Source organism: Herbaspirillum sp. GW822-FHT03A08 (assembly GCF_058801885.1).
Genome location: NZ_JBXANR010000004.1, coordinates 287074 through 302996, shown reverse-complemented (window position 1 = coordinate 302996; position 15923 = coordinate 287074). Strand labels below are relative to the sequence as shown.

Genomic DNA, 15923 nt, shown 5'->3' with positions numbered 1-15923 from the left:
CAAGGGATAGACGGCGCAATGAACTCCAACTGGACCGACGGCTATGTCACCGACATCGGCTACACCCACGGCTACTACCCGCAACTTAATCCGGCCCGGCTGCAGCTGGGATTTGCCGCAGTCGGGCTCGACAGCCCGCTGGTGCGCACCGCCTGCGAACTGGGATTCGGCCAGGGTCTGAGCATCAACATCCATGCAGCCGCATCGCCGGTGGCGTGGTACGGCAACGACTTCAACGCGCAGCAGGTCGCCAATGCACAGTCGCTGGCGACGGCGGCAGGCAGCAGCGCGCAATTGCAGCAAGCCAGCTTCGCCGGGTTTTGCGCACGCGATGACTTGCCGCAATTCGATTTCATCGCCATGCACGGCATCTGGAGTTGGGTGTCGGCCGAGAACCGGCACATCATTCGCGGCTTCGTTGAACGCCACCTCAAGATCGGCGGCGTGCTCTACGTCAGCTACAACACGCAGCCGGGCTGGGCCGCTTTCATGCCCTTGCGCGATTTGCTGCTGCGCCATTTCGACTCGCCGTCCAACGACGGCAAGGGCAGTGCCGAACGCATCGACGCCGCATTGGCGTTTGCCGACCGCCTGTTCGCCGCCAACCCGCTGTATGCGCAGGCCAATCCCTTCATGCAGGAACGCCTGGAACTCGTCAAAAAGCAAAGCCGCCACTATCTGGCGCACGAGTATTTCAATCGTAACTGGCATGCCGAATCCTTTGCCGACATGGCCGATATCTGGTCCGGCGCGGGGCTGGAGTTCGCCTGTTCGGCCGACTATCGCGATTACCTCGACATGGCCAACCTGACGCCGGAGCAGCGCGCTTTCAGCGATGGCATCGACGATCGCCATCTGCGCCAGAGCGTGCGCGACTTCATGGTCAACCAGCAGTTCCGCCGCGACTACTGGGTGCGCGGCGCGCGACGTCTGGATCCCGCCCTGCACCAGGCTACGCTGGCGCAACAGCGCGTGGTGCTGCTCAATCATCCGGACAAGATCCCGATGATGCTCAAGACAGTCGCCACCGAGATCACGCTCAACCCGCACATCTACGGGCCGATCATTGAAGAACTGTCGGACATGCGGCCGCATTCGCTGGGCGAGATCGCCGGGGTGGTCGGTTCGCGCAACCTCGGCCTGCAGCAAGTGCTCGATGCAGTGATGATGCTGGTCGGCGCGGGCAATGCGGCGCCGGTGCAGCTGGACGCCGACATTGCGCACGGCAGTGAAGCCAGCGCTGCGCTCAACCGTCATCTCATTGCGCTGTCTGCCGGGGGCACATCCGACGGCGACATCGAACATCTCTCCAGCCCGCTCACCGGCGGTGGCGTGCCGGCCGATCGCATCCAGCAACTGTTCATGCTCGCCGTACTGGAAGAGCAGCAGACGCCGGACGACATCATCGCGTTTGTCTGGCGGCATATTTCGGCGCAGGGAAAAAAGCTCGTGCGCGAAGGCGTGCGTCTGGAGGACGAGCAAGACAATCTGGACGAACTGAGCGTGCAGGCGCAACGTTTCTTCGTGGAACGCTTGCCTGTGTTGCAGGCGCTGCTGGTGATTTAGATGCGCGGTTTCGTGGTGTTTAAGTATGCCGCGCGTAGTTTCCCGTTATATGAGAGAGATTAAAGTCGGTTAAGATGGCAATGCCCGCAAGCAGCAGATTTCTTGCGCGCATCATCATTATTTCCGAGAAGAAAAAAATTTTGAGCAATCTGTTGCCAGTGAAATGGACGCTGAAGACCAAGGTCATCATGGTCGTGGTTGCCGCCGTTCTGGTCACGACTGCGGTAATTGTTTCCGTTTCGCTTTACATCATGAAGCGCGACATCAAGCATCTGATCGGCGACCAGCAGTACACAACGATCAAGATGATCGCCACGGCGCTCGACGAAAGCTTCCACACCCGCCGCATTACATTGCGCTCACTGTCGCAGGGATTGCCGGCCTCGGCTTATCACGACCATCAGCAGTTGCAGACCTATCTGGCCAGCCATACCAGCCTGACCGACATGTTCTTTAACTTCTCGGTCTTCGACGCCGACGGCAATCTGATCGGCAACTTCATCGACAAAAGCGCGGTTGGCAAATTCAATGTTGCCGATCGGGAATACATGCGGCGCACGCTGGAGCAAAAACGCGGGGTCATTTCCGAACCCTTGCGCAGCCAGCTTTCACAACGCGCCATCGTACTCATGACCGAGCCGGTGCTGGATGACCGCGGCGATGTTGCGATGGTGTTCGTCGGCAGCGTCGACTTGCAGCAAGCCAATTTTCTCGGCCAGTTCACCAACACCAAAGTCGGCAAAAACGGCTTCATTTTCGTTCTGACCTCGAAGGGCATCATCGTCGATCACATCGACAAGGGGCGCATCCTGCAGCATGCCAACAGCATCGGCGGCAATAGCGGCGGCACCGATCGCGCGTTGCAGGGATTCGAGGGCAGCATGGAAGGCGTCAGCCGCAACAATCAGCCGGCCTTGTTCGGCTTCAAGCGCATGACGTCGACGGACTGGATCATCGGCTCCATCTATCTGCAGGAAGATGCTTTTCAGCCGGTGCGGGAAATTCAGAAACGTGCCTTGCTGGTGTCGCTATCGCTGGCCTTCGTCGCCGGTTGGCTGGCCTGGCTGATCATGTCGCGCCTGATCGATCCTTTGCATCAGCTGCACGGCCACATTCAAAAAATTCGCGCCGCCAAGAGCTACGACGAAGTGCCGCTGGCGTATCGCGAAGATGAAATCGGCGATCTGGGCAGCGCCTTCAATTCGCTCATGCGGGAACGCAAGGATGCCGACATCGCGCTCGACCAGGCGCGTGTGAACCTGGAAGGCATGAACAAGGCACTCGAACGGCTGGCGCTGGAAGACGATCTTACCGGGCTGGCCAACCGCCGCCAGTTCGATCTCAGCCTGCACGAAGAATTCAGCCGCGCCATGCGTAACGGCGATTCGCTGGGGCTGGTGATGATCGACGTCGATCACTTCAAGCAATACAACGATATCTATGGCCATCTCGCCGGTGACCAGTGCCTGCGCAAGATCGGCCGTGTCATCAAAAGCCATCAGGCGCGTCCGGGCGATCTGATGGCGCGCTATGGCGGTGAAGAAGTGGCTCTCCTGTTGCCCGGCGCCGATGAAGCCGGCGCCATGGCGGTGGCCGAGCGCGTACGCGTCGCCGTACGCCAGCTTGGTTTGCTGCATGAAGGCAATGAAGCGGGCATCGTCACCATCAGCGCCGGCGTCAGCGCCTTCGTGCCGATCCGCGATGTCGATGCGTCCGATAAGTTGCTGCGTGCGGCCGACAAGGCGCTCTACCTCGCCAAGAGCGAAGGCCGGGATTGCATACGCAGCAGTTCCGACTTGCCGCCGTCCAGAGGCTGATTCAAGCCTTCTTGTATTGCTGCGTGAATTTCTTCGCCAGATCGAGGAAATTTTTCTCTGCCGGCGAAATGCTGGCGATCCGGTTCACCAGAGTGATCGGCGCCACGAGTGCCGGGCGCGCATCGCGGATACGGCAGTACACCACGCTGTCGCGATGAAAGTTCTTCATTGACGCCGGCACCACCGAGATCCCGCCGCCGGCGGCCACCAGACTGATATTGGTCAGCATGCGCTCGACCTCCGACGCGATGCGCGGCACAAAACCCGCGTTCTCGCAGGCTTCGATCAGATTGGAATACATCCCCGGCGCACCATGCCGCCGTACCAGGATGAATTGCTCATCCGCCAGCGCCTTGATCGAGATGACAGGCAATTCACTCTTCTGCTGTTTCTCCAGCAGCGCATGTCCGACTGGCAGGATCAGCAGCATCTCCTCATCCAGCAACTGATGAAAACCGATGCCGCGCGGCTGGCTTACCGGCGAGCGCAGGAAGCCGAGATTGACCTTGCCTTCATCGATGTCTTCGGTCAGTTCCGCGGCATTGCCTTCACGCAGATCGAGATGTACACCAGGATAAGCATCGCGGTAAGCGCGGATGATGCCGGGGATCAGCGGATGCGCTGCGGCGGAGCTGGTGAAGCCGATGATCATCGTGCCTTCAAAGCCCTGCGCGGCGCGCGCGGCCTTGGCCGAGGCCAGTTCGACGCTGCGCAGGATGGACTTGGCTTCTTCGAGGAAGGCGACGCCGCCGGCCGTCAGCTCTGCGCCTTTGGGGTGGCGGCGGAACAGGTCGAAGCCGAGCTCCTTTTCCAGCATCCGGATCTGATGGCTGAGCGGTGGCTGCTGCATCTCCAGACGCTCTGCGGCGCGGGTGAAGTGTTGTTCTTCGGCGACTACGAGAAAGTAGCGGAGGTGGCGGAGTTCCATTTTTTGGAGATCTCTTTTTAGTTTTGAGATGAGGGAGTGGATACATTTTACATCTGGCGGTGTTGTGTTCCGACTTGCTCGTTGTGCGTTGATGAATGCTGTTCTTTCTTCGATCAATCCTTCGCCGGGCTACCCCGGCACGGTTGTCCGAAGAAAGAAAAGCTGAAGCTACCGGAGAAGCCAGGCCGGAACGAAACACAAAACAATTCCCCAACCCGCAATTGCGGATACCCCTAATTCCCACCACCCCCGCCAACCACCTCAAACAAGATAAAATTCCCCCAAGACAAGATCGCCTCAATACGACGCCAAAACCCAAAAACAACACCCGGAGACCGCCCTCGCCAGGCACCCAAAATGAAGCAAGCCTTCTACAAGAACGCCTTCGTCCAGATGCTCATCGCCATCGCGACAGGCATCCTGCTCGGCCATCTCGACCCGCATCTGGCGGTGCAGATGAAGCCCCTCAGCGACGGCTTCGTGCGTCTGATCGGCATGCTGATCGGCGTGGTGATGTTCGCGCTGGTGGTGCTGGGCATCGCCGGCATGCAGGACAAGATGCATGCCGCCAAGGTGGGCGGCAAGGCGATCGTGTATTTCGAGATCATGACTTTCGTCTCGCTCGGCTTCGGCATGCTGGCGGCGAATATCCTGCAACCCGGCGCCGGCTCCAATCTCGATCTCTCGCATCTGGCAGAGAACAGCACGCAGTACGCAGCAAAGCTGACCACCACCAGCGTCGCCGACTTTTTGCTGAACATCATCCCGAACAGCTTTATCGACGCTTTCCTGCGCAACAGCAGCTTGCAGATTCTGCTGCTGGCGGTGCTGTTCGGTGTCGCGCTGGCGCGGCAGGGCGAGCGCGGACGCAGCGTGACCGGCTTCATCGAGGGGATCCTGCGCATCCTGTTCGGCATGATCAACCTGATACTCAAAGTCGCGCCGCTGGCGGCATTTGGTGCGATGGCCTACACCATCGGGCGCTATGGCATGGCGTCGGTGCTGCCGTTGCTGCATTTTGTCGGCGCGATTTATATCGCCAGCATTTTGTTCGTCTGTGTGGTGATGGGCGTGATCGCGCGCGTGGCGGGGGTGAATATTTTTCGTCTGATCGCTTACATCAAGGAAGAGCTGTCGCTGGTATTTTTCACTACATCATCAATGGCTGCACTGCCGGGACTGATTGAAAAGATGGAGCGTATGGGATGCTCCAAAGCCGTCGTACGGCTGGTGCTGCCGACCGGCTATACCTTCAATCTCAATGGCACCAATATTTATCTGACCATGGCGGCGATGTTTCTGGCGCAGGCGGGCGGGATCGAGGTCAACGTATGGCAGCAACTGTCGCTGCTGGCGATTGCCATGCTGACGTCAAAGGGAGCGACCAGCGTGACCGGTTCCGGCTTCATCGCACTGGCGGCAACGCTGAGCACTTTGCAGATCATTCCGGTCGGCGGCATCGTGCTGCTGCTGGGTGTGGAACGATTGATGAAATGCCGCTCGCTGAGCAATGTCATCGGTAATTGTCTCGCCTGCGTGGTGGTGTGTGCGTGGGATAAGGCACTGGACCGCAAGGCGATGGCGCAGGCGCTGTCTTAGTCATTGTCATCGCCGCAATAAAAAAGTCCCGGCAATGCCGGGACAAATCCTTCCTACCAGGTTACAACTTCTTGCTTCTTCACTTACTCACTTACTCCGTTACTTGCCCAGCTTGTAGAACGTCTGATCCAGGTTAGCCGACGCCTTCGCCAGTTTCTGGCGCTGCTGCTGCACCCACGTCATGTCCTTGTCCAGCTTGGCTTTTTCGACGCCCAGCATGCGCATGACTTCTGCGCGTTGCGGACCGCCCAGTCCCTTGCTCGATGCCAGCATGTTCTGTGCCGTCAGCGATTTCTTGTACTGCTCCTGCGTCAGCGGGAATTGCGTGCGTTCGAAGTCGAACTTTTTCACAGCTTCGGTATATATCTGCTGTACGACGTCGAAGGGAATATCCGCAGGCTTCATCTTGTTGGTGCGGCCGTAGGTCACCAGGTCCGACGCGAAGTGATGGCCCACGCGGAACGGTACGTCGGAATCGCGTTGCAGGATGTCGGCCAGTTCGGTGGTGGTTGAATAGTCTGCGTCCACTTCCTGCAGCGCGCGGTCCTTGTCGATCACCAGATTGTCCAGCAGATCGGCCAGTTTGATGAAGGCGTTGGAAGTCAGTTCCAAGGTTTTCTCAACCTGATCGCGTTTGTAATCAGGCATGCCCGGCGAGACGTTGTGCGCCTCCAGCTGGAAGGTCATGGCGCCGCCGACAATGTCGCTGGCTTGCAGGCGCAGCACGTTCAGGCCGTAGGGATTGCGCTTCTGCGGCATGATGCTGCTGGTGCCGGTGAGGCGGCCTTCCTGGATCATGATCCAGGGGTACGGCTGATGGTATTGCGTATGGAAATCCTGCATCAGGATGCCGATGGTCAGCGCGGCATTGCTGCAGAGGCTGACCAGCTCCACACCCTGATCGAGCGCGCCAAGTTGCGCGGCGTCGTAGGAGTTTTCAATCGGACCGTCGAAGCCCAGCAGTTCCGCCAGACGCTTGCGGTCGACGGGGAAGCTCGATGTGCCCAGCGCACCGGCGCCCAGCGGACTCAGGTTCAGGCGCGTGTAGGCTTCCTGCAGACGTGCGCTGTCGCGGCCGAAAGCTGAGGAGAACGCCAGCAGATAATGGGCAAAGGTAGTCGGCTGCGCCTGCACGCCATTGGTGTAGGCCGGCACGATGGTGTCGAGATTTTTCTCGGCCAGCTCCAGCACTTCCGCCTTCGACTTGTTCATCGCATCCATCAGGTCCAGCGTACGTTCGCGCTGCATCAGACGGCGGTTGGTCGACAGGATGTCCTGGCGGCTGCGGCCGGAGTGCATGCGCGAACCGTCAGGACCGGCGATGGCGAGGATCAGCGGTTCGTATTGCAGGTAATCGGCAGGACGCTTGGCGCCCGGCTGGTCGCCGTTCTTGATGACCTGGTCGACGGCCGAGACGATCTTCTTGCCGAGATCGGGCGGCACGATTTTGTTCTCGATCACCATCACGGTCGACGCCTTGTTCATCTCGCCGAGAAAGTAAAAGGCATCGTGATAGGCCGGTTTCTTGTCGGCCGCTACGGCGGCGCCGAAGGTCATCAGCGCCAGCGGCACCAGCGCCAGTTTTGCGATGCGCGCTGTGTGGCGCGGCAGCACGGCGCGAAGAGAGGAGGATTTAGTCAGCATCATTGTCTTTACCTTGAGTACTGGTGTTGGTCGGAGTTGAAGCAGATGAAGAATCGGTTGGCGCATCGGTGGCAGCAGCAGCGGGTCCGGCGGAGGCCAGTTCGATGTTCATGCGGCGCGCGCTTTCATTGAATGGCGAGAACACGTTGCTGTTACCGCTCGGGCGATTCCAGGCGTTGGCAGTCTGATCGGTTTGCAGCGCCGCAGTGGTTGCCGCAGTCGCCGAATTGGTCAGGGTGTTGCTGATGCCTTTGCCAAAATTCATGATGACCACGCCAGAGCCGATGGCGGCGAAGGAGGTGGCGTCACCCGCCTGGGCCAGCGGTGCGCCGTTCGGGGCGATGCCGGTGAGGAACAGGATGCCGTCGCTTACCTGCAGCGTGTTGGTGCCGCCGTTGAAACGCAGGCCGGCGGAGCCATTGCTGGTGGCGTTGACCGTCACGTTGCCGCTGCCGCCGGTACTCACCGTGTTGAAACCATTGGTGCTGCTGCCGACAAAGGCAATACCTTCGCCGGCGCCGTTACCTTTGCCGGTCAATGCAATATCGCCGCTGTTGGACTGGATCTTGACGCCTGCCGCCGCGCCCGAGCCTGGACTGCGGATGGTGATGCCGGCCGTGCTTGATGCGCCGCCGCTGGTGCCGGTCAAGGCTAGCTTGCCGGTATTGGTAGAGATGACGGCGCTGCTGGTGTTGGTCGACGGATAGATCGTGATGCCGCCGGCGTTGACCGAGGTGCCGGTCAGACTGACCGAGCCGCTGCCGGTGGCGCGGATGACGCTGGTGCCGGTCAGCACGCTGATGCCGTCCCCGTACACGCTGCTGCCGGTGATGCTCAAGGCGCCGTTCTCTACGCTCAACAACGCATTGCCGCTGCTGTAGAGGCTCACGCCGTCGCCCTGATCGGCGGCGTTGCCGATCAGCGTGACATTGCCGGAGCCGGTGGTCTGGATCTTATTGGTCACGCCGAGAATCGCGATGCCGTGATCCAGTTCAGGCACATTGGGCGAATGGAAATTGCCGTTGAGCGTGATGTTGCCGCCTTGCGACGAGATGTTGTTGACCGATGCGGTACCGCTGCCGCCCAACGCGATCGCATCCGATGTGCCGACGGAATCGCCGCGCAGCGTGATGTCGCCGCTGACAGTGGTGACGTTCACGCCGATAGCGCTGCCGGTCGAATTGAAGAAGATGCCGTAGCCGCCGAAGCTGTTGGTACTATTGCCGTTGATGGCGATGTTGCCGCTGTTGGAGCCGATATTGACGACCGCATTCAGCGCCGACGGCGCGATGTCGACACCGCGGCCGGATGCGCTGGTGCCGTTGAGGCTGATGTTGCCGGTGGTGGTCTTGATATTTACTGCAGCGTACTGGCCGCCGACATCCAGCGACAATGCCTTGAACGAACCGCTGGAATTGTTGATCACGTTATTGTTGGCCGTCAGCGTGATGTTGCCGGCACTGCTGGTGACATTGACCTGCGAACCGGCAGCCGAGCTGGTGCCGTTGCCGGAAGAAATCAACGCCAGCGCAGGTGTAGTACCGCCGGAAGTGGTGCCGTTGATGTTGATGTCGCCTGCCGTGGTGATGCTGATTTGCGAGCTGGCGCCGGTGGAGTTGAGCACCGTGCCGTAGCTGCCTGTGCTGCTGCCGTTGACATTGATAGTTCCGCCAGCGGTTGAGTTCAGGACAACGGAGCCGGTACCGCTGGCAGCCAGGTAGACGCCGCGGCTCGATCCGGCGAAGCCGCCGCTGTTTGCCTTGACCGTCAGGTTGCCGCTGCCGACAGTAACTGTCTGCGACGACGTAGCGGCAGTCGAGCACACCAGCACGCCGAAGCCGGATGTCGCATTGCCACTGATGGTGACGTTGCCCGAGCCGGTCGCAGCGATGGTGTTATTGGTGCTGAAAATGCGCGTGCCGTTGCCATTGCCGAGATTGGTGCTGTCGATACTGATCGAGCCGCTGCCGTTGGTGACGACGCTGCTGCCGCCGGTGAGGATGAAGGCGTCCCCGGTACTGGTTGTGCTGGACTGATTGGCAAGAATCGTGATGCTGCCACCGCCGGCATTGACGGTCGAACCGGTGATTTGCACGGCGCTGCTATTGGTGGTCACATTGCTGGCGATGGCGCCGCGGATGGTAACGTTGCCGCCGTTGGTGTTGAGCGTCGAACCGCTGATCAGGATGGCCGAGGTACTGTTGACGGCGGTGCCGGCCGAACCGGTAGTCGGATCCAGGCCGCCGCTCATGGTCAGATAGCCGCCGTTGGTGGAGATTGTACTGTTGGTCAGCGCAATTGAACCGTTGCCGGAATTATTGAAGTTGGAGAACAGCGAGACATTCAGTGACTTGCCGGTGGCGTTGCTGATCGAATGATTGGTCATCACAATGTTGCGATGCGCCTGCAAGGTCAGTGTCGCATTGCCGACCGCCTTGACATCATCGAGCACGTTGATGTCGCCCGAAGTGCCGCCCACCGATGTGGTATAGACGCGCACGTTGGCGCCTTCCGACAGCGAGGCATTGAGTGTCGCAGAACTCAGATTGGAGCTGGAGGCTCCGCTCGATGTGAATGGCGCTGTCGAGGTAGCGCCGGTAGCATTGGCCGCGCTGGTGATATTGATATTGTAGGGATCAATCAGCCAGTCGCCGCCCAGTCCGGACGTTGCACCCAAATGCACCAGTCCGTTGACTTCGAGATCATGCCCCGAAGTCTCCACCGAACCGCCGCGCCCTGTCGTGCCCGCGCCTTGCGCGCTGATATCACCATAGAATTGTGTGCTGCCGGTCGACCACAGCACCACCGAGCCGCCGTTGCCGCTGTGGATGGCGTCGGCCTTGATGGTGGCGTCGCCACCCATGTAGACCGCTTCGGCCTGGCGTTCGGTTCCGCTGCCTTGATAATTTCCGCCGACCAGCACGGTGCCGCCGCCGGCATCGCCGGAGGCGTCGATGCGCGTGCCGTCGAACAGGCCGACGTATTGGCCCAATACCTTCGCGGTGCCGCCGGTCTCGTCGGCGTTGACGCCGGACACATTCAGCGTACCGCTGTTGGCGACGATGCCGGAATCACCGCCATCGAGCAGGATGCTGCCATTACGGCTCTGCAGGCTGCGTGCCTCGATCACGCCGCTGTTGTTGACGACGTTAGACAGCATGGCATCGGTCGCGCGTGCCGTCATGATGACGGCGCCGCCATCGGCTTGCAGCAAACCTTGATTGACGATGTTGGCGTTGAGTGTGGCGTTGCTGACTTCAACATTGATCAGGCCGTCGCCGTTGAAGTCCAGCGACATCTTTTCGCCTGCGGCCAGCACTACGCTGCCGAGGCGAGCCACGATGTTGCCTTCGTTGCGAACTTGCGCGCCAAGCAGCGCGACATAGCCGCCGTCGGCCGCTGTGATGTTGCCTTGATTGATGATCGAGCCGCCTGCGCCTTCCGCTTCAAAGATGTTCTTGCCGGCCATGAAGTTGGCGTCGGAAATGTTCAGCGTGCTGGCGACCAGGCCGCCGACGTTGACCGAGGAGCCGGCCCCGAACAGGATGCCGGAGGGATTGATCAGGTAGACCTGGCCGTTGGCGTTGAGCTGGCCGAGGATCTGCGAGGCATCGCCCGAAGTCACGCGATTGAGCGCGACTGAAGAGGAAGTCGGCTGCACGAAGTTGACCGTCGCATTGCTGCCGATGTTGAAGGTGTTCCAGGTCGCCGCCATGCGGTCGGAGGTTTGCGTGACCGTCATGGTGTTGCCGCTCTGGCCGATGCTGCCGCTGCCGGCAGTAATCTGGCCGTTGGTCGGCAAGGCGCCGGTGTCCAGCGCATGCGCCGGCAGTACCGTCAGGCCGCACCAGGCGGTGAGGACGGCGACGCAGGCCGGTTTGAGGGCCGGGTTGATTTTCTTGCGGACGCTTGCATGAATGTTGGCATGAGCGCCGGCGCGGGTGAGCTTGTTCATCGTTGTCATGACAGGCCTCAGAAAGTGTAGTTGACGCCCACGCCGAGGGCGCGGATGGTGGTGCCGACGCCGGGCGAAAGGCCGGTGGCGCCGAGCACGCCGGAGACGGCGAAGTTGTAGTTGGCCAGCGCTTCATTGCGCAAGACCACGTACTGGCCGAAGAAGCGTGTCTGCTTGCTGTACTTGTAAGAGAAGCCGATCGCCTGCGATGTGGCGCCCATGCCGTCGGTCGAACATTTGACGTTGCCGGAGGTGCTGCCGCCGATCATGCTGCAGTCGCCGGCCAGCGCCTTGGCGTAGCTGGCGCGCAATTCCAGTGCGCCGATCTGATGCGAGATGCCGAGCATGTAGGCGCGGCGGCGATAGTTGGACAAGTCGCTCGACGTGGTGCTGTTGTTGATCACACCCGATTCCGAATACGACAGGTCGTCGGCGATCAGCGAGACCTTGGTCTTGCCGAAATCGTAGGCGACGCCGTAGCGGAAGCTGAAGTCGCTCGACGAGGTGCCTGCGGTTACGTGCGTGCTGCTGCCTACGCCGCGCGCGTCGCGTCCCAGGCTGGCGATGCCGAAATAGTTGATGTGCTGTTCCGCCGCGAACACCGCCGAGAAGCCGCCGTTCTCATATGACAGGCTGCCGCCGTAGAGATAGCCGGTGGCGACGTCCGAGGCTGCCTTCATGCCGTTGTTGGAATACGCCAGCTTGAGCTGGAAGCCATAGAGCTTCGGCGACCAGTAGCCGATCAGGCCGTCCTGGCGGCGATTGAAGGCCGCGTCGTCGTTGTTGGAATTGATGGCGTCGCCGACCGGTCCGGAGTTCTTGGTGATGCTGGTGACGAAGCCCGGTGAGCCGATGATGTTGTAGTGGGCGGCGCTGGTCAGGCCCTGGAAGGGATCGAAAGAAGTTGTGCTTTCTTTCATCGGCGTATCCCAGCGGCCGTACATCAGCGTGCCCGCCGACGGATTGGCGAAGGCGACGCCGGTGTTGCGCAGGTCTTGCGAGTGGGTCCAGTCCGGTACGGCTTCGGCGCTGCGGTTGGTGTAGTTGAGCGACAGGCCCATTTCCAGCTGCCACAGGAACTTCCATTGATCGTACAGCTGGATGCCGCTGTGGGCGCCAATGTAGGAGACGTTGTCGCGCACGCGCCAGAAGCCCGGCATGTTGCGGCCATTGGGCGTAGCCAGCTTGCTTTGGTCGGCAGCGGCTGCCGCCGTGGCGCCGTCGCGGTGTACGAATTCAGGCACCAGGCCGAGCGAGCCGTAGATGACGAAGGCGGTTTCCGGTTCTTCGAAGTCTTCGCCCTTGCCGGTGGTGTCGGAGCCGAAGCTGGAGAAGGCTTGCGGCGAGCCTGATACCGACACCCACAGACGGCGCGCGTTGCGTTGCTCGGTGGTCGGATTGACGCCCGGCGAATAGGCGGCGCTGGCGTTGAAGACCAGGTCCTTGTTATACACGTTGATGCCGACGCCGTAGCCGGAGCGCGACTGCGAATTCTGTGTCGTGTCCCACGGCGACTTGTTGACGGTGACGCGGCCGGCATCGGCGAACAGCGCGCCTTCGACCACCGTGTTTCCATAGACGCCGATCAGCTTGCGCAGCTCCACGCGGCCGAGCACGCCCTCATCGCCGGCGGCTTCGCCGACCGGATAAGCGCGCACGCCGTTGGGACCGCCCAGGCTCATCTTTTCTGAGGCATCCAGATTCTTGTTGGCATATTGTGCGTTGACCGCCGCCAGCAGCGAGTAGCCACCGCCCAGTTGTTGCAGGCGGCTGTAGGAGATATTGGTTTTCTCGTAGTTGCCGGCGGCTTTGGAGGTGATGGCGTCGAGCGCGGCATCGTTGGGTGTTTCCTTGTCGAGCTGGCCGCGGCCGTAGCGCACGCTCCAGCTGTTGTTGCCTTGCGCGCCGAACAGGTTGTCGCGCCAGTCGCCGTACAGCGTGGCGCTCCAGAAGCGCGCGGACTTGTTTACCGCAGTGGCCGAGGTGATGTCCTGGAAGTGGCGGAATTCGGCCGCCAGCGACAGATTGACGTTGGCCTTGCGGCTGCGGTACAGCGAGTCGTTGATGAAGAAGCTCGATACTTTTGCCGAGCCGCTGGCTTGGGCATCCTTGAGATTCTTGCCGACGTTGTATTCCAGTTCGGCGATGCTGGCGCCGATGGAAACGCCGCTGCTGCCGAGCGGCAGCGCAAAGCTCAGACCGGCGATGCGCAGGCCTTCAAACGAATTCTGGGTATTGATGCCGAAGCTCTCGCCCAGACCCAGGGCATCGTTCAGGTTGATATTGGCCGACAGGCGATTGGCGCCGGTGTAGTAGTTGCCGTAATTGTCGATGGAGACGCGCGAGGTGATCGCAGTCATCTCGCTGATCTTGAGTACGATGTCGGTCGCGCCGGCGACTGAGGCCGGACGCAGCAGGGCGCGCACCGACACGCCGGAAATATCGGACAGGCGCAGCAGCGTGCCTTCCAGTTCGCTCTCGCGGATGACAGCGCCGGGTTTGAGTTCATCGAGGAAGCGCTGGATGATGCTTTTGTCCAGACGCACGTTGCTGTCGGTGTCGGCGATGACCTGGCCGATGACGCCTTCGCGCACGGCAATTGCTACCTTGCCGTCGCGGATTTCTTGCGCAGGCAAGTAGGCGCGCGCCACCAGATAGCCGTGAGCACGATAGAGATTGGTGATGCGCGAGGCGGCTTTGCGCAGCCCGTTGAAGTCGAGTTCCTGCCCGACGAATTCGCTCAGTTCTGCTTGCAGTGCGGCGTCGTCGATCGAGGCGTTGCCGCTCAGGGCGAAGCTGCTGACTTTGATGCTCACCGCAGCTTGTTGCGTCGCTGCAGCACCAGCATCGTCGGTGTCCTGGGTTTCTTTTTCAATCTGTACGCGCTGGCGCGGTTGTCCCTGGTCCTGCTGCTGCAGGCGCTCACGGTCGGTAGGTGTCAGTTGCTGGCGGTTGGCGTCGAAGATGCTGCCGGAACTCGGCGGCGTCTGGGCATAGACCGCTACCGGCGCCGCGGCCAGCATGGTCAATACTTGCATTGCCAGCATCTGTCGACGATGGCGATGCGTGGCAAAACGCGGTTTTTTCATTTCCCTGTCTCCTGATTATTCTATTTTTTACGCGGCGCTCGTCAGTGTGTTGCTGCGGCGCTGTCGTTGGTGTTGCTTGCTGCCGAGTTATTTATTTCGCCGGAAAAATTTTTTCCGCTGCGATGTCCGATCCGAACAAACCGCCGGCTTCGTGGCCTGCGCCCGGCACTTCGAAGTCGGGGTGGTGTACCGGCGTTTGCCATTTCTTGGCGAGGAACTGTTCGTAGCGCACGTAGTTGTCGTGGCGTTCCACACGGTTCGAACCTTGCAGGCGGGCGCCGCAGGCCTTGTCGAGGAAACGGTGATTCGGATTGTTGTCTTTGCTGCCGACCATGTAGGTGACGTCGCGCGCGGCATAGCGTTTGAACAGGGCTTCGCCGCTCACTTGCCCATCCTTGCCCTGGCCGTAAGGCAGCATCTCGCCGAGGCCGTAGCGATAGTTGTCGTAGCCGGGGCAGGTGATGCCGCCGGCGGGGGCGAAGCCGTTGTCTGCATTTCCGGTCGGGCGGTTGTTGTCCAGATACAGGTAAGACGATGGGCTGGAGATGACATAGCGCACCTTGACGCCGGCTTGCTTCAGCTTCTCATCGGTGTTGTTCAGCACGGCGTAGCGCTGCATCAGTTGCGCGCCTGCGGAGTGGCCGATGAAGACGATTTCCTTCAATGCCGGAAAACGTCCCGAGGTCAGGAAAGCGGCGACGTCGTCGAACACGCGGAACGAGCTGATGCCGGTTTTACCGTGCGTCGAGTCTTGTCCCTGCATCCAGTTGTCACCACGCCACAGCGCCATTTTGCTGTCCGACAAGCTGTCGCCTTCGGTCAGGAAGTTGGGCGTCAGCAACAGGTTTTGCGCCGGATCCAGTCTGGCCTTGCGCAGGAACTCCAGGCCGGTTTCGAAATAGTGGTCGCCATCGCGCTTGACGCCGTGTTCGAGGATGATGGCGCGCGTGATGGCCGTATTCGTTTCGCTCAGAGAATTGTTGGCGTAGATGGCGAAAGCATATTGCTGTGCACCCGGCGCCAACGTGACGATTTGCGGCGGAGGAACATCTTCCGCGGATTTTTTTGCGTAGCTTGCCAGCGGCAGCAGCAAGGCGGCGGCCAGCAACGAGGTACTTGTGATTCTGATAGCGGCGGCCATGGCCATAGTGACTTCCCTTGCATCGGCAAACGATTCGGATCGACAGGGAGGCAAGGTCTTTCGACAGGCAGAAAGCCGGGACGGCGTGCTTGTGCGTGTTGAGGCGCCAAGTAGTGTGCTGTTGCGGTCTCCTGCTCATGCAGCCGGGTTACCGGCATCCATCCCTGAGCATTATTGTTCTTAT

8 protein-coding genes are annotated in these 15923 nt (G+C 60.6%); 3 read left to right on the top strand and 5 right to left on the bottom strand.

Features of this window, described 5'->3' with window-relative positions; genetic code table 11:
* The first annotated feature begins 18 nt into the window (after nt 1-18).
* The gene (locus AC1RN6_RS14575) at nt 19-1566 is read left to right on the top strand and encodes a methyltransferase regulatory domain-containing protein (RefSeq protein WP_493006157.1); all 1548 of its coding nucleotides are present in this window, start codon (nt 19-21) and stop codon (nt 1564-1566) included.
* Nucleotides 1567-1706: 140 nt separating this feature from the next.
* The gene (locus AC1RN6_RS14570; RefSeq protein WP_493006156.1) at nt 1707-3383 is read left to right on the top strand and encodes a sensor domain-containing diguanylate cyclase; all 1677 of its coding nucleotides are present in this window, start codon (nt 1707-1709) and stop codon (nt 3381-3383) included.
* A 1-nt stretch (nt 3384) separates the two neighbouring features.
* Here AC1RN6_RS14570 and AC1RN6_RS14565 read toward each other — a convergent pair whose 3' ends face one another.
* Nucleotides 3385-4311, bottom strand: coding sequence for a LysR family transcriptional regulator (locus tag AC1RN6_RS14565; protein WP_493006155.1), 927 nt, complete (start codon nt 4309-4311; stop codon nt 3385-3387).
* A gap of 357 nt (nt 4312-4668) precedes the next feature.
* Between AC1RN6_RS14565 and dctA the strand changes: the two genes are divergently transcribed.
* Nucleotides 4669-5910, top strand: coding sequence for a C4-dicarboxylate transporter DctA (dctA, locus tag AC1RN6_RS14560; RefSeq protein WP_493006154.1), 1242 nt, complete (start codon nt 4669-4671; stop codon nt 5908-5910).
* 99 nt (nt 5911-6009) lie between these two features.
* Here dctA and AC1RN6_RS14555 read toward each other — a convergent pair whose 3' ends face one another.
* The 4 genes from AC1RN6_RS14555 to AC1RN6_RS14540 form a co-directional block, all read right to left on the bottom strand.
* Nucleotides 6010-7557 (bottom strand): argininosuccinate lyase, encoded by a 1548-nt coding sequence (locus AC1RN6_RS14555; protein WP_493006153.1) that lies wholly within the window; start codon nt 7555-7557, stop codon nt 6010-6012.
* Nucleotides 7544-11518: a beta strand repeat-containing protein gene (locus tag AC1RN6_RS14550; RefSeq protein ID WP_493006152.1), complete on the bottom strand. Its 3975-nt coding sequence runs from the start codon at nt 11516-11518 to the stop codon at nt 7544-7546. The genes AC1RN6_RS14555 and AC1RN6_RS14550 overlap by 14 nt, the downstream gene beginning before the upstream one ends.
* Before the next feature lie 8 nt (nt 11519-11526).
* Nucleotides 11527-14598: a ShlB/FhaC/HecB family hemolysin secretion/activation protein gene (locus AC1RN6_RS14545; protein ID WP_493006151.1), complete on the bottom strand. Its 3072-nt coding sequence runs from the start codon at nt 14596-14598 to the stop codon at nt 11527-11529.
* 91 nt (nt 14599-14689) lie between these two features.
* Entirely contained in the window at nt 14690-15739 is a 1050-nt protein-coding gene (locus tag AC1RN6_RS14540) for an alpha/beta fold hydrolase (protein ID WP_493006150.1), read from the bottom strand.
* Nucleotides 15740-15923 lie beyond the last annotated feature (184 nt).